We start from the raw sequence: 18,639 nt of genomic DNA, 5'->3' as shown, positions 1-18,639 counted from the left end.
GCGAGCGGGGTCGGCACGGTCGGCCAGAATGACCGGGTGGCGAAACGCGGTGCCGTCCGGAAGCCGGCCGACGACTCGACCCGGCCCTGCCCCTGCGGCGCGACCCGGACCTACGGTGACTGCTGCCGCCCACTGCACCGGCGGGAGGCGACCGCCGCGACCGCCGAGCAGCTCATGCGGTCACGGTTCAGCGCCTTCGCCGTCGGGGACACCGCCTACCTGCTGCGGACCTGGCACCCCCGTACCCGACCGGCCCGGCTGGCCCTCGATCCGGGGCAACGGTGGACCCGTCTGGAGGTCGTCGGCACCGAGCGCGGCGGGCTGTTCGACACCACGGGCACGGTGGAGTTCCGCGCCCACTACCGGGACGCGGGGCAGCCCGACACACTACACGAACACAGCCGCTTCGTCCGCGAGGGCGGGGAATGGGTCTACCTCGACGCGCTTCCGTGATTCGGTGTCACCGACCCGGTGCGGTCGCAGAAGGAGAACGACCGGCGTACCCGCGCGGCGCGCACCGCCCCGGCCTGGCCGCCACCTCATGGTCGACGGGGTGCCGGGCTCAGCCGCCCGGTCCGGTCCGGGCCTCCCGGATGGCGAGGGCGGCCTGCACGAGTGCCGCGTGGGTCAGCGTCTGCGGGTAGTTGCCGAGGTGGGCGCCGGTCACCGGGTCGATCTCCTCGGCGTACAGGCCGAGCGGACCGGCGTGGTCGAGCAGCGCCCGGAACACCTCGTCGGCCTCGGTCTCCCGTCCGGTCCGGGCGAGTGCCTGGGCGAGCCAGAACGAGCAGGGCAGGAACGCGCCCTCGGTGCCGGGAAGGCCGTCGCTGCCGGGCGGGTAGCGGTACAGCAGCGGTCCGCCCGCGGACAGCTCCGTACGGATGGCCTCGATCGTGCCGCGTACCCGGGGCGAGTCGGCGTCCTCGATCCCCAGCAGCGGCAGGACCAGCAGTGCCGCGTCCAGCTCGGCCGAACCGTAGTGCCGGACGTAGCTGCCCTTCGCCTCGTCGAAGCCGAAGCGCCGGACGTCGGCGGCGATGGCTTCGCGGGCGGTCTGCCAGCGCCGCCGCTGCCGGCTGGACAGCCGGTGGGTGTCGGCGATACGCAGCGCCCGGTCCAGGGCGAGCCAGCCCATGAGTTTGGAGTGCACGTGCTGGACCGGTTGGCGCGACTCCCAGATCCCGGCGTCGGGTTCGGGCCACCGGCGGGCGACCACGTCGGCGAAGCCGCGCACCGTCCGCCACGTCTCGGCGTCGAGGTGCTGTCCGGTCCCGACGAACACCCCGACCGCGTCGACGACCCAGCCGTAGCCGTCGAGCTGGTGCTGGCCGGCGGCACCGTTGCCGGTCCGCACGGGCCGGCTGTCGGCGTAGCCGGTCCAGCCGTCGAGGTCGCGTTCCGCCGGCACCCGCAGGCCGTCCAGGGTGAACAGTGCCGGCAGGCGGGGTCGCTGGAGCCGGCTGGCGCGCAGCAGCCAGGCGAGGAAGCCCCGGGCCTGGTCGGGCTTTCCGACACCGAGGAACGCGGCCACCCCGATGCTGGCGTCGCGCGGCCAGACATACCGGTAGTCCCAGTTCCGGGAGCCGCCGGGGTCCTCCGGCAGGGAGGTGGTCGGTGCCGCGACCGGGGCCTGCGAGGGTGAGTGGGTCAGCAGCCGCAGGGTGAGCAGGCTCCGCGCGACCGGTTCGCGGAAGGGTACCGACGGTTCGACCTCGGCGATCCACGCCTGCCAGCGTGCCTCGTCGGCGAGCAGAATTTCCCAGGCCGCGGCCGGGTCGACCCGGACCAGCGGTTCCCGGTGGGCGACGGCCAGCACGAGGGTGACCGGACGGCCCGGCGAGACCGTGATCCCGGTCGGCCGTCCCGGTTCGACGGTCAGGTCGGGGGTGCAGTCCAGGGACACCGCGAGCGCTCCCCACTCGCAGACGAGCAGTCGGTGGCGACGGCGGATCCGGGGGCGGCGGTGTGCCGTCCCGAGCCGGGGGTCGAAGTCGACGACCGCGCCGATCTCGCCGCCGTCGGCGGTCAGCCGCCGGACGAGGATCGTGGTCGGCAGCAGTTGGCCGGTGACCTCGGCGACCATCGCCTCGGTGAGGGTGAGCCGGCCGCCGTCCACCGCCCAGGTCGTCTCCAGCGTGGCGGTGTGCCGGCGGTACCGGCGCTCGACCACGGCGGCGGGACCCGCCGGACCGATTCGGTACGTCCCCGCCGACGGTCCGCCGACCAGCCGGCCGAACAGGGGCTCACCGTCGAATCGGGGTACGCACATCCAGTCGAGCGAGCCGTCGCCGGCGACCAGCGCGGCCGTACGGGTGTCGCCGATCAGCCCGTAGTCCCCGATCGGCGGGCGGTGCCGGTCTCCGCTCATGTGCTGGTCCGGGCCGGTCAGCGGGCCTGTAGCAGCAGGCCGAGGACGCTGCCGTAGACGATGTGCACGGCGACGGTGACCACCGGGGTCTGCACGCCGTAGTTGAGCGCGAACAGGCCGGGCGGCTCCAGCACGGCCGTACTGGCGGGGCCGGCGCGTGGTGACGCCATCCGGGGATGCACTCCGGGCAGCAGCGGCAGCAGCACCGTCAGCGCGACCGCGACGTGCAGTACGCCGAGCAGTGCCCCGATCCACCAGGTGGAGCGTTGCAGCAGTGCGAACACGGCGGTGTAGCCGAGGGCGAAGCCCTGACCGGCCGCGAAGTGGATGAAGAAGCCGGCGACCCGGGCCCGGTCGGGGTCCTCGGCGACCAGTGTGCCGAGGATGAGGGGCAGGTCGACGCGGGTGATTCCGGCCAGTTGGGCGCCGATCATCGCCACGGTGAGTGCCGCGGTGGCGACGACCCCGAACACCGCCCAGCCGGCCCAGTCCATCTCAGCGGGGCGTCCCCGCCGCCGGGCGTTCCCGGTCCGCCCGCCGACCGGGTTCCGCGCCGGGTCGTTGTGGTACGGCCATCGGTGGTCTCCCGACTGGTGGGGCGGTGGTCGTGAAACGGTACGTGTGCCGACCGACCGGGCAGTCCGCCACAAACCAACCGTAAGCCCCGGACCTGCGCCGGAAGGCGCGGCTCGCCGGGCGGAACGCACCGTCTCGGCGGGACGGCCGTGGAGGTCCACGACCGTCCCGCCGAACGGAGGAAAAGTTTCACGTCACCACCGCCGGTGCCGGTGGCGCCCACCCGGACGCCACCGGCACGTACGGTCACCTGATGGTGATCTTGACCTCGTTGTCCCACTCGCTGAAGTCGGGCGCGACCCTGCCGTTGCCGTCGAGGGAGCGCAGTCCGACCGTCGCGTCGGTCGGCGGTTGGCCGGTGGTGACGATGTGGAAGGTCAGCTTGCGTTTCTCACCGGGCGCGAGCGGTGACAGCGTGCAGTAGAGGTGTTGCCCGTTCACCGCGCGCTCCCGGCAGGCGTACCAGCCGGGGCTGGCCGTGGCCGCCCCACCGTCGGGCACCAGCGCGAAGTCGAGCCGCGGCCGGGGCGCGGTGACGGGTCCGACGTTGGTCATCGTGACGGTGATCTCGCCGGTCCGGGTTCCGTCGTCGTCCGGCGCCCGGTAGACCAGGTCGGTCGCCGTGACGGTCAGGTTCAAGCGGTACTGGTTGTCGGGGAAGGTTCGCTCCCCTTCGGACTGGGTGAACCGCTCTCCGTTCCAGCTGAAGCCACGCCACTGACGCTGGGACCAGTCCAGGTCCCAGCCGCCGCCCGGCGCGAGATCGGCGACCTCGACCCGTACCACGCCGTCGGCGCGCACCTCGACGTCGAGCAGCCACTGCGGGGTGCTCGGATCGGTCCGGACGACCTGGCCGACCGTGACGATCCGGCCCGACTCGTCCCGGTCGAAGGCGACCACCTGCGCCGGCCCGCCCTGGTTGACCAGACAGCGGACGAGTGCCACGGTCTCGGTCGCGCCGTCGTCGTCGATGTCGCCGTAGGCGGTCGCCACCAGGACGTTGTCGCGGTCGCCACCCGGCTCGCCGGTCAGTCGAGCGCCCCGGTCCGGGCAGCCCGGTCCGGCCCGCCAGGCGGGTAGGTCGAGCCTCGCGCCGAGCAGTTCGGCGCGGGAGATCCGACCGTCCGGGACGGTCGGTGTGGTCGGTGCCGTCGATTCGCCCGGAGTGGGACCGACCGTCTCCGACGGGCTCGGACCCGCCGTCGTGCCCGGCGACGGCGAGGGATTCGGCGGGTTGTTGAGCGATGCCACGGCGGCGACCGGGCCGATGACCAGGACCAGGGCGAGGGCCACCCCTGTGGTGGTCGCCACCCGACGGCGGTGCCGGACCGTACGCCGCACCACGTCCGGCCCCGGCGGGACCACCCGACCCAGCAGCCCGGTACGGAAGGCGGCGAACTCGGCGTCCAGCGCGACGTCGTCGTACCCGAAATCGTCGGTGTCAGCCATTGCTCTGCTCCCTGCGGTCGGTCAACTGCTCGGCCAGGGCGACACGGGCCCGATGCAACCAGGACTTCACCGTGCCCTCCGCCACCCCCTCCTGCCGGGCTATCTCGGCGATCGTCATGTCACCGAGGTGGTGCAACACCACCGCCCGCCGATGATTCGACGGCAACAGGGCCAACGCCGCGGTCAACGCCACCCGATCCGGCGTCGGACCCGCCACGTGCTCCTCCCGCTGCCGACGCAGATACGCCTGCGCCGTACGCAACCGCCGCCACCGACTCGTCGCCAGATTCCACGCCACCCGACGCACCCAGGCCACCGGATCGTCGTACCGAACCACCCGGTCCCACCGCGCGAACGCCCGACAGAACGCCTCCTGCACCAGATCCTGCGCCTGCCCCAGATCCCCCGTGTACGCACACAGATGCACCGTCATCGACCTGAAATGCGCGTGGTAGAACGCATCAAACTCCATCTTCTCGGCTCTGTCCTGGCGTCCGTCGCCGGCTGGTCGCACCGCCGGTGAAGCGTTGACGCGCGGTTCTGTCGTCACCGTCACTCGTTCCTCCCCGTCCGGGCCGCTGCCCGAGGACGCCGGTAACACGTACCGGCGCGCGCACCGGTTGCGTCCGGGTCGGCGACCCGACGGAAGGCCGTCGACCCGGCTCGTCGCAAGATCACTACAACCGTTGCCCACCGGTTAAATCTGTTGATCTCTATTGCTCCGGGGTCCCCCGGACTGGTACTCAATGGAGGAAGCTGATCAACAAACGGCCGGGAGGTCGCGATGATCGTTGCTGCCCGTAACCCGATCCGCCATCACCGCAAGCCGATCATCCATACCGGATCCAGACCCTCCACATCGGAGCGGGGCCGCGCTCCCCCGGCGCACGGCCTACCACACAGGGGCTGATGGCTGTGCTCACCTGTCGCTGTCCGGCGGGCACGGGAGCATCCGGAATCCGGGCGACGCGACCCGGTCATCCCTGGCGCACCAGGGGACCACGCACGGATCCAGCAGAAGGACCTACCGGTAGCGGCGCGGAGAGACACACTCTCCGGGCCAGACGATGGCCGGCCGGCAGACCGGCCACGGAAGGCGAATCCAGATGACGATCAGTGAGACCCCGGGCCTGTCCCGTCGCATGTTGCTCAGGTCCACGGCGGCGGCCGGTGCCGCGGCGGCCGCGGCCACCGTGATCCACCCCGACGCCGCCTCGGCCCAGCCGGTCGCGGCCCCGCACTTCGACGCGCTGGCCGCCGCGCGGGTCGCCGCCATTCCCACGCCCGAGCAGTACTTCGGCTTCCGGATCGGATCCGACGGCAAGCTCGCCACCTGGGACAAGATGGTCCCCTACTTCCAGCTCATCGCCGAGCAGAGCGACCGGGTCACGTACGAGGAGGTCGGCAAGACCACCGACGGCAACCCGTACGTGCTGCTGACCATCAGCTCGCCGGCGAACCTGGGCAACCTGGGCAGGCTGATCGAGATCAACGACCGGCTGGCCGACCCGCGCGGGCTGTCCCCGACCGAGGCCCAGGAGTTGGCCCGCACCGGCAAGCCGTTCTACTTCGTGCAGGCCGGTATCCACTCGAACGAGGTCGGCAACTCGCAGGCCACCATCGAGTGGGCACACCGCCTGGCCACCGAGCAGTCCGAGTACATCGAGGAGATCCTCGACAACCTGGTCATCCTGCTGGTGCCGGCGCAGAACCCGGACGGGCTGGTCCTGATCAACGACTACTTCGTCGCCACCGCCGGCACCAACTACACGCGCACCTACCCGGACCTGTACCAGAGGTACACCGGGCACGACGACAACCGCGACTGGTTGATGCTGACCCAGGTCGAGAGCAACCTGAACGTGTCGATCCTGAACAAGTACCACCCGCAGGTGTTCCAGGACTCGCACCAGGCCGGTACCGGCGCTCCCCGGATGTTCACCCCGCCCTACCTGTCGCCGTACGACCCCAACATCGACGCGATCACCGTGCAGCAGACCGACGCGCTCGGCCTGGCGATGCAGCGCGGCATGACCGCCGCCGGCATGAAGGGCGTCGGCTGGGGCATGACGTACGACTACTGGACCCCGTCGCGGCAGTACTGCGTCTACCACAACTCGGTGCGCATCCTGACCGAGGCGGCCAGCTGCTCGAACCTGGCGTACCCACAGGTCAGCACCAGTCCGATCGGCAGCCAGCAATCGACGATCAGCTTCATCGAGCCGTACGACCAGAACACCTGGACGCTGCGGCAGATCGTCGACATCGTCTCGCAGGCGTTCTACTCCGGCATCGAGGCGGTGGCGTACGACAACTACAACTGGCTGTTCAACTTCTACCGGGTCGGGGTGAAGGCGGTCACCCGGACCAGCCCACGCGCCTACGTCATCCCGGCCGGTCAGCGGGACCCGCAGGCGGTACGCGACGCGCTCGACATCCTGTTCAAGGGCGCGGTCGAGGTCCACCAGGCGCAGGCCGCGTTCTCGGCCGGCGGCCAGCAGTACCCGGCCGGGTCGTACGTCATCTACCTGAACCAGCCCTACGGCGGGTTCGCCAAGACCCTGCTGGAGGTGCAGGAGTACCCGCACCTGCTGGAGTACCCCGGCGGACCGCCGCAGCGACCGTACGACGTGACCGCGCAGACCCTGCCGATGCTGCTCGGCTTCAAGGCGAACCTGGTGACCGGCTCGTTCTCGGCCAGTGTCAAGCTGCTCACCGAGATCAAGCCACCGGCGGTCACCATGCCGGCCGCACCGCCCGCCACCGGCGCGTACGTGATCGGCCCGGAGTCGTACGGTGTCTTCCAGATCGTGTCCCGACTTCAGCGCCAGGGCATTCCCACCTTCCGCGCGGCGGCGCAGTTCGTCGACGGTGGCCGCACCTTCCCGGCCGGTACGTTCGTCGTCCCGCCGACCGACGCGGCCCGGCAGATCCTCCAGAACCAGTCCCGCAACACCGGCATCCCGATCTCGGCCATCGCGGCCGTGCCACGGGTCGCCGGGGCACAGCTCAAGCCCGGCACCCGGATCGGCCTGCTGAAGCCGGCCAACAACATCCAGTCCGGCTGGCTGATGTGGCTGTTCGACCAGTACGGGGTGAACTACTCCGTGGTCAAGGCGCAGGACTACAAGAACCTCGCCGGCCGGTTCGACGCCATCGTCATGCCGGAGGGGGTGAGCAAGAGTTCCATCACCAACGGGCTGAACCGGAACAACTACCCGGCGGAGTGGGCCTGGGCGTTCGGCGTCGGCGAGGACGGCTGGGCCAAGCTGCGCGACTTTGTCACCGGCGGCGGAACGCTGGTCGCGTACGGCAGCGGCGCGAGCACGGCGCAGCAGCTGTTCGAGCTGCCGCTGCGGTCGGTCCTGCCCAGCGACTCGTCGGTCTTCTACTGCCCCGGTGCGCTGCTCAGCCAGGACATCGACAACAACAACCCGGTCGCCTGGGGAATGGACCCGCACAACCCGGCCTGGTTCGACGGGGACCGGGCGTACGAGCTCACCGACCCGAACAAGTACCCGGTACAGGTGGTGTCGAAGTACCCGGCCAGCGGGGAGCAGTTGCAGAGCGGCTGGTTGATCGGCGGCGAGTACCTCAACGGCGCGGTGAACGGCCTGTCCTGGACCGTGGGCAGCGGCTATGTCGTGACGTTCGCCAGCGAGATCGCGTTCCGCACCTGGAACCGGGCCGAAGAGAAAATGATCTTCAACGCGATGTACCACGGGCCGGCCCAGAAGCTCACGCCGGACCAGTTCGAACGCCTCGGTCGGTAGTACCCGACCGGGTGGGGCGGGGCCGTACGCCGGCCCCGCCCCGCCCGCCGAAAACCCGCTAGACCAGTCTGTAGAGGAGGATTTGGTGACCGCCGTCATGGTCGAACTGCGTGCGGTACGCAAGTCGTTCGGCGACCTTGAGGTCCTCAGGGGAATCGACCTCACCGTGGCCCGTGGCGAGGTGGTGGCCATCGTCGGGCCCTCCGGCGGCGGCAAGAGCACCCTGCTGCGCTGCGTCAACCTGCTCGAACCGGTCACCGCCGGCCAGGTCTTCCTGGAGGACGAGGACCTGACCGCACCCGGTGTCGACCTCAACCGGGTACGTCGCCGCATCGGCATGGTCTTCCAGCAGTTCAACCTGTTCCCGCACCTGACCGCGCTGGACAACCTCACCCTGGCGCCCCGGAAGCTGCTACGCACACCACGGGCGCAGGCCGAGGAACGCGCCCGGACGCTGCTGGACCGGGTCGGGCTGGCGGACAAGGCGACGGCGTACCCGCGACAACTGTCCGGCGGACAGCAGCAACGGGTCGCCATCGCCCGCGCCCTGATGATGGACCCGCACGTGATGCTCTTCGACGAGGTGACCTCCGCGCTGGACCCGGAACTGGTCAGCGAGGTCCTCGACGTGATGCGCGACCTCGCCCGGTCCGGCATGACCATGCTCTGCGTCACGCACGAGATGGGCTTCGCCCGCGAACTCGGCGACCGGCTGGTGTTCGTGGACGGCGGCGTCATCGCCGAGCAGGGCCGTCCGGCCGACGTGCTGGACAAGCCGCGAAACGACCGTACCCGGCAGTTCTTCCGCAAGGTTCTGAGATGACCCCCCGTACCAAGACAGAAGGAGTTCGTATGAGATCGCGGATCGGCATCGTCGTACTCGCCGTGGCGTTGGCCCTCACCACCGGTTGCTCCGACAGCGGGGGTGACGGTGGAACGGACAGCGGACCGGCCGCCGCGCCGGTGGACGTGGGTGCGCCGCTGCCGGGCAACGTCCGGGACAGGGGCAAACTCGCGATCGGCGTCAAGTGCGACTACCCGCCGTTCGGATACGTCGACGAGGCCGCGAAGAACGCCGGATTCGAGATCGACATCGCCCACCAGCTGGCCGCGTACGCCTTCGGCGACCGTGACGACGTCGAGCTGACCTGCGTCACCGGGGCCAACCGGGTCTCGTTCCTCACCACCAACCGGATCGACCTGATCATCGCGACGATGAACTACACCGAGGAACGCGCCAAGACCATCGACTTCACCACGCCGTACTTCCGCAGCGGGGTGAAACTGCTGGTGCCGAAGGACTCCCCGATCGGCTCGTTCGCCGACCTCGCCGGCAAGTCGGTGATCAGCACCACCGGTGCCACCGCCAGTCTCTGGCTGACCCAGTGCATGAAGGACGTCAAGCAGGTGCTCTTCGGCCAGACCAGCGAGGCGCTCACCGCGCTCAAGCAGGACCGGGGCGACGCCCTGGCCCAGGACGACACCCTGCTACTCGACCTGGCGTCGAAGAACCCGGACCTGAAGGTGGTCGGCGACAGCAAGGCGGCCAGCCCGTGGGGAATGGGCGTACGCAAGGGCGACACCGCCATGCTGGACTGGGTCAACGCGGCGTTGAAGAAGATGCAGGCCGAGGAGTTCTTCTGGACCGAGTTCCAGCAGACGGTGACCGACACCAACCTCCAGCAGCAGTTCGCCCAGTTCGTCCCTCGGCCGGGCAACGACCTGAGCTACCCGACCGGATCCACCCTGGTCTGCTGACGACATGACCACCGCCGACGGCTATCGCTTCGACCCGGGCTTCCTCGCCGACCACCTCGGTGACCTGGCCGCCGGTCTGGTCCGTACGGTCGAGATCAGCGCCATCGGCATGGCCGGGGCGCTGGTGGTCGGCGCGCTGCTCGGCGCCGTCTCGGCGTTGCGGGTCCCGGTCGCACGCCAACTCGTCCGGGTGTACGTGGAGCTGTTCCGCAACACGCCGTTGCTGGTACAGATCTTCTTCCTCTACTTCGCCCTGCCCGAGATCGGACTTCGGCTCGACGCGTTCACCGTCGGCTGGCTGTCCCTGCTGCTCTGGGGCGCGGCGTACAACGTGGAGAACTTCCGGGCCGGGTTCGAGGCGGTGCAGGGCGGTTACCTGGAGGCGTGCCGGGCACTCGGCTTCTCCCGACTGGCGGCCTTCGTCCAGGTCGCCTTCCCGCTCGGCTGGCGGATCGCCCTGCCGTCGGTCACCAACACGCAGATATCGGTGTTCAAGAACTCGTCGTTCATGATCGCGATCAGCTACCCGGAGCTGACCGAAACCGCGGTGAACATCGTCGCCGTCTCCTTCCGGGTGTTCGAGATGTTCCTCGCGATCGGCGTCATCTACCTGGGACTGGTGTGGCTCATGTCGCTGGGTACCCGGGCCGTCGAACGTCGCTTCGCGATTCCAGGAGGAAACTGATGCCCGTCTGGGTCGGCCCGGTCGCCAGTTACCTGGCCACCGGGCTCCGGACCACCGCGATGCTCGCCGCGACCAGCGTGCTGGCGAGCATCGCGGTGGGCGTGCTGCTCGGCACGCTGCTCACGTGGCCGAACCGGCTCGTCCGGGCGCTCGTCCGGACGTACGTCGAGGTCTGGCGCGGCCTGCCGATCATCATCATCCTGTTCTTCGTCTTCTTCGTGCTCCCGATCGTCGGCCTGACCGTCGACACCTTCGCCGCGGCGGCGATCGGGCTCAGCCTCTGGGGCAGCGCCAACGTGGCCGAGGTGGTACGCGGGGCGGTGCAGTCGGTGCCGCGCGGGCAGGCCGAAGCCGGGGCCGCGCTCGGTTTTTCCTGGTCGGGCCGGATGCGTTACGTCGTCCTGCCGCAGGCCGCCCGACGTGCCCTGCCGCCGCTGGTCGGGCTGGTCGTCAACCTCACCCAGCAGACCTCGCTGGCCGCCGTGATCGGGCTGCTCGACATCCTCGAAGCGTCGCAGCGGTCCATCGAGCGGCTCACCCTCACCGGCGGCGACACCCACGCGGTGCCGATCCTCGGGGCCGTGCTCGTTGTCTTCTTCGTCATCTGCCTACCGCTCACCATGCTGTCCCGTTGGCTCGAACGCCGGCTCCGGTAGCACGGCCTCCCTCAGGTCACCCGTCCTCCGGTTCCGGACCCGGCGCGGCCGCGCCGTGCGGGCGGAGGTTCTCGGGAATGAGTTCGAGGAGCTGGTCGCGGCGCAGCGGCAGGTCGAGCAGGCTGAGTTTGAGCCGGCTCCGGCGGGCGTGCGTGCCGGCCGACAGGCGTACGACCTGGCCGGCGTCCTCGCGCAGTCGGACGGTCAGCACGGCGCCGGGCACGAGTTCGGCCGACGGGGTGCCGTCCACGTCGACGTCGACCGGGGCGCTGGCCGGATCGATGTGCAGCGACACCCGGTCACCGGCGCCCAGCACGATGGCCCGGCCGATCCCCGCCATCGCCGCCACCGGCGTGATCACGATCGCCGCGGCCGAGGGCGACACGATCGGCCCACCGGCCGCGTAGTTGTACGCGGTGGAGCCGCTCGGCGTGGCGACCACGAGCGCGTCGCACCGGTAGTAGCCGTACTGCTGGTCGTTCACGGTGAGGTCGAGCGAGACGGCGCCCGACCGACCGCGCCGGGCCAGCACGACATCGTTGAACCCGCTGTCGGTACGCAGCGGTCGGCCGCTGCGGCACGCGGCGACCAGACAGCCGTGGGACTCGACGGTGAAGTCGCCGCTGACCAGTCGCGCCAGCGCCGTCTCCAGCGTGTCCGGGGTGACCTCGACGAGGAAGCCCAGGTTGCCGTGGTTGACGCCGAGCACCGGCACGGGTCGTTCGGCCACCAGCCGCATCGCCCCGAGCATGGTGCCGTCACCGCCGAGGGCGACCAGCCCCTTGACCCGGTCGACGAACCGGGCGTCGGGCAGCGTGTCGACCTGCCCGGTGATCCGGTCCCGGTCCAGATCCCGGGCGATCACCCGGACGGCGTGGGTCCGGGCCCAGCGCAGGATCGTGGACACCGACTCGTCCACCGCCCGGCTGGGATGGACCACGAGCCCCAGGGTGGGGACCTCGCCGTCATCCGCGCTTGCCGCCTCGACACTCACGCCGGCCAGCCTAACCAGGGCGCCGGCCGTGATCGGGCCGATCCGCCGGTCCGGTGGTTCGGGAGGGGGGCCGGTCAACCGACGCCGGATGACAACCGTCGATTGCCCTCAATGATCCATTTGCCCGCCGGACACGTACCGGGCGCCATGGATCACATAGATTGCCGTCGGTCTATCCATACCGGACGTGGGAGCACACATGCTCAACAGAAGCAGGATCGCCGGGAGATCCCTGGTGGCGGCCGCCCTCGCGGCCACGCTCGTGACCGTCGGGCTGACGACGCCCGCCCCGGCGAGCGCGGCGGTCAGCCGGGCGGAGCTGGCACTGCGCTGGGCGCCGATCCACTACCAGGACGTCGACGCCACCGGAAGCCACGCACTCGGCGGCCGGTCCGACTACATCACCAAGGTCGACTTCGACGGCGACCTGAACGGACGCAACAACTGGGACCGCGCCGCCCAGGCCGGCGTCTCGTTCGCCGCGCACGGTTACTACTCCGTGGTCGAGACCAGCACGCACTGGTACATCACGTACCTGTTCTTCCACCCGCGGGACTGGACGGACCACCCGTTCTTCGAGACCGAGCACGAGAACGACGGCGAGGGGGTGCTGTTCGCGATCGAGCGCGACGGGTCGACGTACGGGGTGCTGCGGTCGGCGGTCACCGTGGCACACAGCAGCTTCTACTCGTACACCCCGGCCGGTAGCAGCTGGACCGGTGGACAGGAGAACGTCGACGGCACGCTCCAGCTCCAGGCGTCGCCGCACGACTCGTTCCAGCACCCGGTCACCGCGCAGGAGGCCCAGGGCCACGGGCTGAAGGCGTACCCGCAGTACAACATCAACGGCGACGGGATCGTCTACTACCCGTCCACCGTGGCGGAGACGCCGAGCGACGGCAACGACCGGGACGTGCGCTACCAGCTCGTCGACATGTTCGCCGCCGGTGGCCTGTGGGCGCAGCGGGCGAACGCCAGCCTCTTCGCCAACCTCGGCACCTTCGCCGGTGACACCTCCGACACCTGCGGCTCGGGCACCTTCAGCTGCTCGACCAACTCGGCGAACGCGCCGTGGGGCTGGGACGACGGCGACGACCTGCCCGGCCGGGGCCAGATCGCCACCGATCCGGCGAAGCTGTCCGTCGAGTACTTCACGATCCCCGGCACCACGTCCCGGGCGTACACCTACAACCCGTACGCGAGCGAGGCGGCGGCCCTGGCTGCCGCGGCCAAGACGGCGCCGGCCGTCGTCGACTGACAACTCGCTCCGGGGTCGGCGCGAACCGGTTGCGTCGGGCCGGGCCGGCACGTATCGGCTCGGCCCGGCGCGTACCGAATCAGCTCCACCCGCACCTGACCGGCCGGCGGCGGCCGGGCGTGCGCCGTCCACCGACGGCGCGGCGCCCGGCCGCCGCGCCGTCGCACGCCGGGCGACGGGCCCGATGTCGGATCGACCACCGCCAGTGCGACTCCGGCGTCGGGTGCTGGCGTCGGGTAACCGTCGGCTACATACTGTGTGGCGTGCGTGACGATGAGGCACAGACGCCACCGGGAACAGTGATCAGGATCGTACGACGGGACGACCCGGTCGGGGCGATCACCGAGGACGACGCCGCCCGCCGGGCGGTCGAGTACCCGACCCTACGGATGGGCGGGCCGCTGTTCGGTCACGCCGAGGACCTGGGCAACGGCGGGTGGCACCTCGACTCCCTCCAGGACGACACCCCGCAGTCCGCCCGGGACACGCTCGCGCACCGGTTCCGGGTCCGCCTGGCGGAGGGCACCGACGCCGCCGAGGCCGAGGAACTGACCACGGCCGGGAAGATCCTGGACTGGGAGAAGGTCAACGAGCTCACGGTCGCCGGTCGCCGGTACCGGATCATCCGGGCCGAGACGTTCGCCCGGTTCGGCCCGGACGGGCCGGAGCCCCCACGCCCGAGCGACCCGGACCCGATGGCGCCCGGCGCCGACCAGGAGACGCCGCGCGGTACGGACGGGCTGGTGGTCAACCCCGGGCTGCCCACCGGGGTGGCGCACGGGCTGCTCAAGGTCGACCTGTTGCCGTCGTACTCGTCCGCGAAGAACGTTCCGCCGGACGTGTACGCCGACAGCCGGCGTGCCGTACGGACCCATTTCGACGGGGTTTTCCTGCCCACCGAGTACGCGGTCGCCGAGTACGTCAACGGGCACTGGCAACCGGACACCCGTGCCGTGTCCAGTCCGCAGGCCGCCCGGGACGCGATCACGTTCAACTTCCGGTACCTGATTCCGAAGATCGGCAACCCGACCGAGGCCGAGGCCGCCGCGTACGCACGGGCCGCCGACGAACTCGACGCCAGCCGGGCGGACGAGCTCACCGTGCTCGGCCGCCGGTTCCGGGTAACCCGGATCGAGATCCTGCTGCGGTTCGGATCCGACGGGCCGGAGCCGCCCCGACCGTCCGACTGGGATCCGGAACCCCCGCCGGAGGCCCATTTCGCGCAGCTTCGCGAACAGGGGCTGATGGTGGAACCGGAGTAGCGCGGGAGCAGACGGTGAACCGAGCGCCGCCCTCCGGCGTACCCCGACGGCCTCGGACATCGAAGCAGTTACATTGAAGAAACTTAACTGATAGGCTTCCTGCCCATCGAGAGGTGGGGTGCCATGAGACTGCGACGTGAGGTATTCGCCCTGGTAGCGGGCGCGGCGGTAGCCGTCACGGCCGGGTTCGCGCCGGCCTCGGCCGGCCTCGCCGCGGTGGTCGACACCCCGGCGAACGTGGTGCTCGTGGTCTGCTCCGCGCCGGCCTGGGCCGAGGGCGTCAGCTACCCGGCGGGTAGCCGGGTGACCTACAACGGTCGGTTGTACGAGGCCCTGGTGACCCACACGCCACCGGCGGGAGCGGGCTGGAACCCCGTCGCGGCGGCCTCGCTGTGGCGCGATCTCGGCGCCTGCGACGGCGGCGGCACACCGACCCCCACACCCACCCGCACCTCGACGCCCACGCCGACACCCACCCGGACGGCGACACCCACACCGACCCCGACCCGTACGCCGACCCCCACGCCGACCGTCACGTCGGGGCCGGGGACCTGCGCGGTCAAGTCGAAGCCGGCGGGCAAGGTGTTGCAGGGCTACTGGGAGAACTGGGACGGCGCGTCGAACGGGGTGCACCCGCCGCTCGGCTGGATCCCGATCACCGACTCCCGGATCCGGGCGCACGGCTACAACGTGATCAACGCCGCGTTCCCGGTGATCCGCTCGGACGGCACGGTGCTCTGGGAGGACGGCATGGACGCCACCGTCCGGGTCGCGACCCCGGCGGAGATGTGCCAGGCCAAGGCCGATGGCCTGACGATCCTGATGTCGATCGGCGGCGCCACCGCCGGCATCGACCTCAGTTCGGCCACCGTCGCCGACCGGTTCGTGGCCACCGTGGTGCCGATCCTGAAGCGGTACAACTTCGACGGCATCGACATCGACATCGAGACCGGCCTCACCGGCAGCGGCAACATCAACCAGCTCTCCACGTCGCAGGCGAACCTCATCCGCATCATCGACGGGGTGCTCGCCCAGATGCCGGCCAACTTCGGCCTCACCATGGCACCCGAGACGGCGTACGTCACCGGCGGCAGTGTCACGTACGGGTCGATCTGGGGCTCCTACCTGCCGATCGTGAAGAAGTACGCCGACAACGGCCGGCTCTGGTGGCTCAACATGCAGTACTACAACGGCAGCATGTACGGCTGCTCCGGCGACTCCTACGCCGCCGGCACGGTGCAGGGATTCACCGCGCAGACCAACTGCCTGAACGCGGGGCTCGTCATCCAGGGCACCACCATCCGCGTCCCGTACGACAAGCAGGTGCCCGGCCTGCCCGCCCAGCCGGGGGCCGGCGGCGGACACATGTCCCCCGCCCTGGTCGCGCAGGCCTGGAACACCTACCAGGGCGGCCTCAAGGGGCTGATGACCTGGTCCATCAACTGGGACGGCGCGAAGAACTGGACCTTCGGCGACAACGTCAGGGCCCTCCAGGGCCGCTGACCGCCACCACCCTCCCGGGCGGCGCCGTGGAGTCCGACGGCTCGCGGCGCCGCACCGGGCCGGGCCGGTGGTGCCCCGTCAGGTGCGCCGCTCGCGGATGCTGAACGCGTCGGCGAGCACGATCCCGAGCAGCACCGCCACCACGGTTCCGGCGACAGCGATCGGGGGCAGGAAGATCATCGCCGGTGCCATCGCGACCAGGATCGCGAGCCCAGGCGCAGCGTCGAGTCTCTGCCCGTTGTCATCCGTCGCCCGTTCCCCACACCCCGCCCGCGTCCGGGCCGCCGGCTCGGACGACAGCCGCCCGCCGGGTACCGACCCGTCGTCGAAGCAGTCGTACCACAGCGTCACGGCAGCGATCCGACAATCGGGTGCCGAACGGTCCTCCGGACCCTGCCGCCGCCCCGTTCGGCCCGGTCAGCCGGTGGGGGCGACCAGGCGCCGGACGGCGTCCACGATCGTCGCGCGCCTGCTTTGCTCCGGTACGAGGTCGAGGAAGTCGGCGCCCTGCATCTGCCACATGTTGGCGAGGTTGAGCACCAGCGCGAGGAGCTGTCCGGCGGTGAACCGGTCGGTGAGGACGCCCCGGCGCTGGGCGTCGGCCACGGCGTCCAGCTTCTGCTTCATGGCGGCCGAGGTGGACACCCGGCGCCCGGCCGAGTCACCCCGCTCCAGTTCGTACCAGGCCACGAAGCGCATCACCTCGGGGTGGGCGAGCCCACCGTCGTAGAGCCGGCCGGCGTACTCGCCCGGGTCGTCGGCGTCCATCGGCACACCCGCGACGACCTGCTTGACGATCAGGTCGAAGACCGCCTCGAACAGCCCCTCCTTGTTCTCGTAGAACGAGTAGACCAGGCCGGAGCTGATCCCCGCCCGCTTGGCGAGACGGTCGACCCGCGCGCCGGCCAGGCCGTACGCGGCGAACTCCGCCAGTGCGGCTACCAGTAGGCGCTGGCGCTTGGTCTCCGGGTCGCGGGTGCTCACGCCCCAAGCTTGCCAACTGAACGTTCATTTGACAAGCCGGACCGGCAGCAGATAGCGTCGGGTTATTGAATGAATGTTCATTACGAAGGAGACTCGGATGAGAACCCACGACCACTGGACCCCCGAGACGATCGCCGACCAGACCGGTCGTACCGCCCTGATCACGGGCGCGAACAGCGGAATCGGGCTGGAGACTGCCCGCGTGCTCGCCCGGCGCGGAGCACGGGTGATCCTCGCCGGCCGGAGCCGGGCCAAACTCGACGAGGCGGTACGCACCCTGCACGCCGAGATGCCGGCCGCGAAGCTGGAGACCCTGGTCCTCGACCTCGGCGAGCTGGCCTCGATCCGGGAGGCGGCCACCCGGATCGCCGCCAGCACAACGCTCGACCTGCTGGTCAACAACGCCGGAGTGATGAACATCCCGCAACGCCGAACCACCCGGGACGGGTTCGAGCTGACCTTCGGGACCAACCACCTCGGCCACTTCGCGCTCACCGCCCAGGTCATGCCGGCCCTGCGTCGCTCCCCCGCCGCCCGCATAGTGACGGTCAGCGCGATCGCGGCGAAGTGGCCCAGCGGGGCGCTGACCGACCTGATGAGCGAGCAGCGCTACCGCCCGATGGCCGCGTACGCGAAGTCCAAGCGCGCGAACGTCGTCTTCACCCGCGAACTCGCCCGACGCCTCGCCGGGACGACCATCACCCCCGTCGTGATCCATCCCGGCGCCGCCATGACCAACCTGCAACAGCACACCCGGGGACCGGTCGTCCGGGCCCTGACCGGGGTGATGGAGAAGTTTCTGATGGGTTCGCCGCAGGGCGCGGCATGGCCCAGCCTCTACGCCGCGACCAGCCCCGACGTCCGCAGTGGAGCGTTCATCGGCCCCGCCGCGCGCAACCAGACCACCGGCACGCCGAAGCCGGTCACCCTGCCGCGCGGCGCCGACGACCCGGCCGAGGGAGAGCGGCTGTGGGCCGACAGCGAGCGCCTCACCGGCGTGACCTTCGCCCGCTGACCGGCCGCGTCGGCACCCGGTCACGCTCGTCCGGTCGAGACCGGGCGGCCGGTGCTTCGAATCCGTTCCGCCGACACTCCGGTACGACATCTGGTGTTCAGCATCCGCGCCTCCCCCATATATAGTCCGTGGCACGACTGGTTCGGCCGGGCATCCAACCCGGCCGAGGCAAGAGGGAACCCGGTGCGAATCCGGGACTGCCCCGCAGCGGTGAGTGGGAACGACAGCCGTCACACAGCACTGGGGGACAACCGGCCTCGGCCGGCAACCCTGGGAAGCGACGGCCGGTAGGAGGTCCACGGGTTTCCGTGGCCGTGCCCGCGAGTCCGAAGACCTGCCAGCCGCGCCGCGCCGGCCA

The 18,639-nt window shown here is 70.6% G+C and carries 17 protein-coding genes and 1 riboswitch; of the genes, 10 read left to right on the top strand and 7 right to left on the bottom strand.

The features are described from left to right. The first annotated feature begins 36 nt into the window (after positions 1–36). Positions 37–453 carry a YchJ family protein gene (locus OG792_RS15310; protein WP_329110285.1) on the top strand — a complete coding sequence of 139 codons (417 nt, stop codon included), beginning with the start codon at positions 37–39 and terminating at the stop codon, positions 451–453. Positions 454–562: 109 nt separating this feature from the next. Here OG792_RS15310 and OG792_RS15305 read toward each other — a convergent pair whose 3' ends face one another. From OG792_RS15305 to OG792_RS15290, 4 genes are all read right to left on the bottom strand, one after another. Continuing rightward, positions 563–2,368, bottom strand: a complete 1,806-nt coding sequence (locus tag OG792_RS15305) for a glycoside hydrolase family 15 protein (RefSeq protein ID WP_329110283.1) — start codon at positions 2,366–2,368, stop codon at positions 563–565. A 17-nt stretch (positions 2,369–2,385) separates the two neighbouring features. Next, positions 2,386–2,862, bottom strand: a complete 477-nt coding sequence (locus OG792_RS15300; protein WP_329110281.1) for a hypothetical protein — start codon at positions 2,860–2,862, stop codon at positions 2,386–2,388. Positions 2,863–3,190: 328 nt separating this feature from the next. Continuing rightward, the gene (locus OG792_RS15295) at positions 3,191–4,393 is read right to left on the bottom strand and encodes a hypothetical protein (protein WP_329110279.1); all 1,203 of its coding nucleotides are present in this window, start codon (positions 4,391–4,393) and stop codon (positions 3,191–3,193) included. Continuing rightward, complete coding sequence (locus OG792_RS15290) at positions 4,386–4,865, bottom strand: SigE family RNA polymerase sigma factor (RefSeq protein ID WP_329110278.1); 480 nt, start codon at positions 4,863–4,865, stop codon at positions 4,386–4,388. Before OG792_RS15290 ends, OG792_RS15295 begins: the two co-directional genes overlap by 8 nt. A gap of 634 nt (positions 4,866–5,499) precedes the next feature. Here OG792_RS15290 and OG792_RS15285 point away from each other — a divergent pair. The 5 genes from OG792_RS15285 (at position 5,500) to OG792_RS15265 (ending at position 11,265) form a co-directional block, all read left to right on the top strand. Continuing rightward, positions 5,500–8,166 carry a M14 family zinc carboxypeptidase gene (locus tag OG792_RS15285; RefSeq protein WP_329110277.1) on the top strand — a complete coding sequence of 889 codons (2,667 nt, stop codon included), beginning with the start codon at positions 5,500–5,502 and terminating at the stop codon, positions 8,164–8,166. 97 nt (positions 8,167–8,263) lie between these two features. Next, positions 8,264–8,989, top strand: coding sequence for an amino acid ABC transporter ATP-binding protein (locus OG792_RS15280; protein ID WP_329111274.1), 726 nt, complete (start codon positions 8,264–8,266; stop codon positions 8,987–8,989). 29 nt (positions 8,990–9,018) lie between these two features. Continuing rightward, positions 9,019–9,924, top strand: a complete 906-nt coding sequence (locus OG792_RS15275) for a transporter substrate-binding domain-containing protein (protein WP_329110276.1) — start codon at positions 9,019–9,021, stop codon at positions 9,922–9,924. A 4-nt stretch (positions 9,925–9,928) separates the two neighbouring features. Continuing rightward, positions 9,929–10,609 (top strand): amino acid ABC transporter permease, encoded by a 681-nt coding sequence (locus OG792_RS15270; RefSeq protein ID WP_329110275.1) that lies wholly within the window; start codon positions 9,929–9,931, stop codon positions 10,607–10,609. Then, a complete protein-coding gene (locus OG792_RS15265; RefSeq protein ID WP_329110274.1) occupies positions 10,609–11,265 on the top strand; it encodes an amino acid ABC transporter permease in 657 nt (218 codons plus the stop codon). Before OG792_RS15270 ends, OG792_RS15265 begins: the two co-directional genes overlap by 1 nt. 16 nt (positions 11,266–11,281) lie before the next feature. Here the strand turns inward: OG792_RS15265 and OG792_RS15260 are convergent, their stop codons facing one another. Further along, entirely contained in the window at positions 11,282–12,259 is a 978-nt protein-coding gene (locus OG792_RS15260) for an NAD(+)/NADH kinase (protein WP_329110273.1), read from the bottom strand. Between the two features lie 199 nt (positions 12,260–12,458). Between OG792_RS15260 and OG792_RS15255 the strand changes: the two genes are divergently transcribed. From OG792_RS15255 to OG792_RS15245, 3 genes are all read left to right on the top strand, one after another. Then, positions 12,459–13,517, top strand: a complete 1,059-nt coding sequence (locus tag OG792_RS15255) for a hypothetical protein (RefSeq protein ID WP_329110272.1) — start codon at positions 12,459–12,461, stop codon at positions 13,515–13,517. Between the two features lie 263 nt (positions 13,518–13,780). Beyond that, positions 13,781–14,779: a DUF5954 family protein gene (locus OG792_RS15250; RefSeq protein WP_329110271.1), complete on the top strand. Its 999-nt coding sequence runs from the start codon at positions 13,781–13,783 to the stop codon at positions 14,777–14,779. A 123-nt stretch (positions 14,780–14,902) separates the two neighbouring features. Then, positions 14,903–16,282 carry a glycosyl hydrolase family 18 protein gene (locus tag OG792_RS15245; protein ID WP_329110270.1) on the top strand — a complete coding sequence of 460 codons (1,380 nt, stop codon included), beginning with the start codon at positions 14,903–14,905 and terminating at the stop codon, positions 16,280–16,282. A 78-nt stretch (positions 16,283–16,360) separates the two neighbouring features. On the opposite strand, the gene OG792_RS15240 is transcribed toward OG792_RS15245, so the two are convergent. Beyond that, entirely contained in the window at positions 16,361–16,633 is a 273-nt protein-coding gene (locus OG792_RS15240) for a hypothetical protein (protein ID WP_329110269.1), read from the bottom strand. Positions 16,634–16,699: 66 nt separating this feature from the next. After that, positions 16,700–17,266 carry a TetR/AcrR family transcriptional regulator gene (locus tag OG792_RS15235; RefSeq protein WP_329110267.1) on the bottom strand — a complete coding sequence of 189 codons (567 nt, stop codon included), beginning with the start codon at positions 17,264–17,266 and terminating at the stop codon, positions 16,700–16,702. Between the two features lie 97 nt (positions 17,267–17,363). Here OG792_RS15235 and OG792_RS15230 point away from each other — a divergent pair, with 97 nt between their 5' ends. After that, positions 17,364–18,281, top strand: a complete 918-nt coding sequence (locus tag OG792_RS15230) for an oxidoreductase (RefSeq protein ID WP_329110265.1) — start codon at positions 17,364–17,366, stop codon at positions 18,279–18,281. A gap of 121 nt (positions 18,282–18,402) precedes the next feature. Then, a riboswitch (cobalamin riboswitch) is annotated at positions 18,403–18,637 on the top strand. The last annotated feature ends 2 nt before the right edge of the window (positions 18,638–18,639 follow it).

It is taken from the genome of Micromonospora sp. NBC_01699, from assembly GCF_036250065.1.
Lineage (GTDB): Bacteria > Actinomycetota > Actinomycetes > Mycobacteriales > Micromonosporaceae > Micromonospora_G.
Note: the sequence above shows the minus strand (reverse complement) of the source record. Positions and strands in the feature narration are given on the sequence as shown.

What these genes read in the sequence shown, in the direction of transcription:
- OG792_RS15305 (WP_329110283.1), bottom strand. Translation starts at nt 2,368, where the DNA reads ATGAGCGGAGACCGGCACCGCCCGCCGATCGGGGACTACGGGCTGATC.
- OG792_RS15300 (WP_329110281.1), bottom strand. Translation starts at nt 2,862, where the DNA reads ATGGACTGGGCCGGCTGGGCGGTGTTCGGGGTCGTCGCCACCGCGGCA.
- OG792_RS15295 (WP_329110279.1), bottom strand. Translation starts at nt 4,393, where the DNA reads ATGGCTGACACCGACGATTTCGGGTACGACGACGTCGCGCTGGACGCC.
- OG792_RS15290 (WP_329110278.1), bottom strand. Translation starts at nt 4,865, where the DNA reads ATGGAGTTTGATGCGTTCTACCACGCGCATTTCAGGTCGATGACGGTG.
- OG792_RS15285 (WP_329110277.1), top strand. Translation starts at nt 5,500, where the DNA reads ATGACGATCAGTGAGACCCCGGGCCTGTCCCGTCGCATGTTGCTCAGG.
- OG792_RS15280 (WP_329111274.1), top strand. Translation starts at nt 8,264, where the DNA reads ATGGTCGAACTGCGTGCGGTACGCAAGTCGTTCGGCGACCTTGAGGTC.
- OG792_RS15275 (WP_329110276.1), top strand. Translation starts at nt 9,019, where the DNA reads ATGAGATCGCGGATCGGCATCGTCGTACTCGCCGTGGCGTTGGCCCTC.
- OG792_RS15270 (WP_329110275.1), top strand. Translation starts at nt 9,929, where the DNA reads ATGACCACCGCCGACGGCTATCGCTTCGACCCGGGCTTCCTCGCCGAC.
- OG792_RS15265 (WP_329110274.1), top strand. Translation starts at nt 10,609, where the DNA reads ATGCCCGTCTGGGTCGGCCCGGTCGCCAGTTACCTGGCCACCGGGCTC.
- OG792_RS15255 (WP_329110272.1), top strand. Translation starts at nt 12,459, where the DNA reads ATGCTCAACAGAAGCAGGATCGCCGGGAGATCCCTGGTGGCGGCCGCC.
- OG792_RS15245 (WP_329110270.1), top strand. Translation starts at nt 14,903, where the DNA reads ATGAGACTGCGACGTGAGGTATTCGCCCTGGTAGCGGGCGCGGCGGTA.
- OG792_RS15230 (WP_329110265.1), top strand. Translation starts at nt 17,364, where the DNA reads ATGAGAACCCACGACCACTGGACCCCCGAGACGATCGCCGACCAGACC.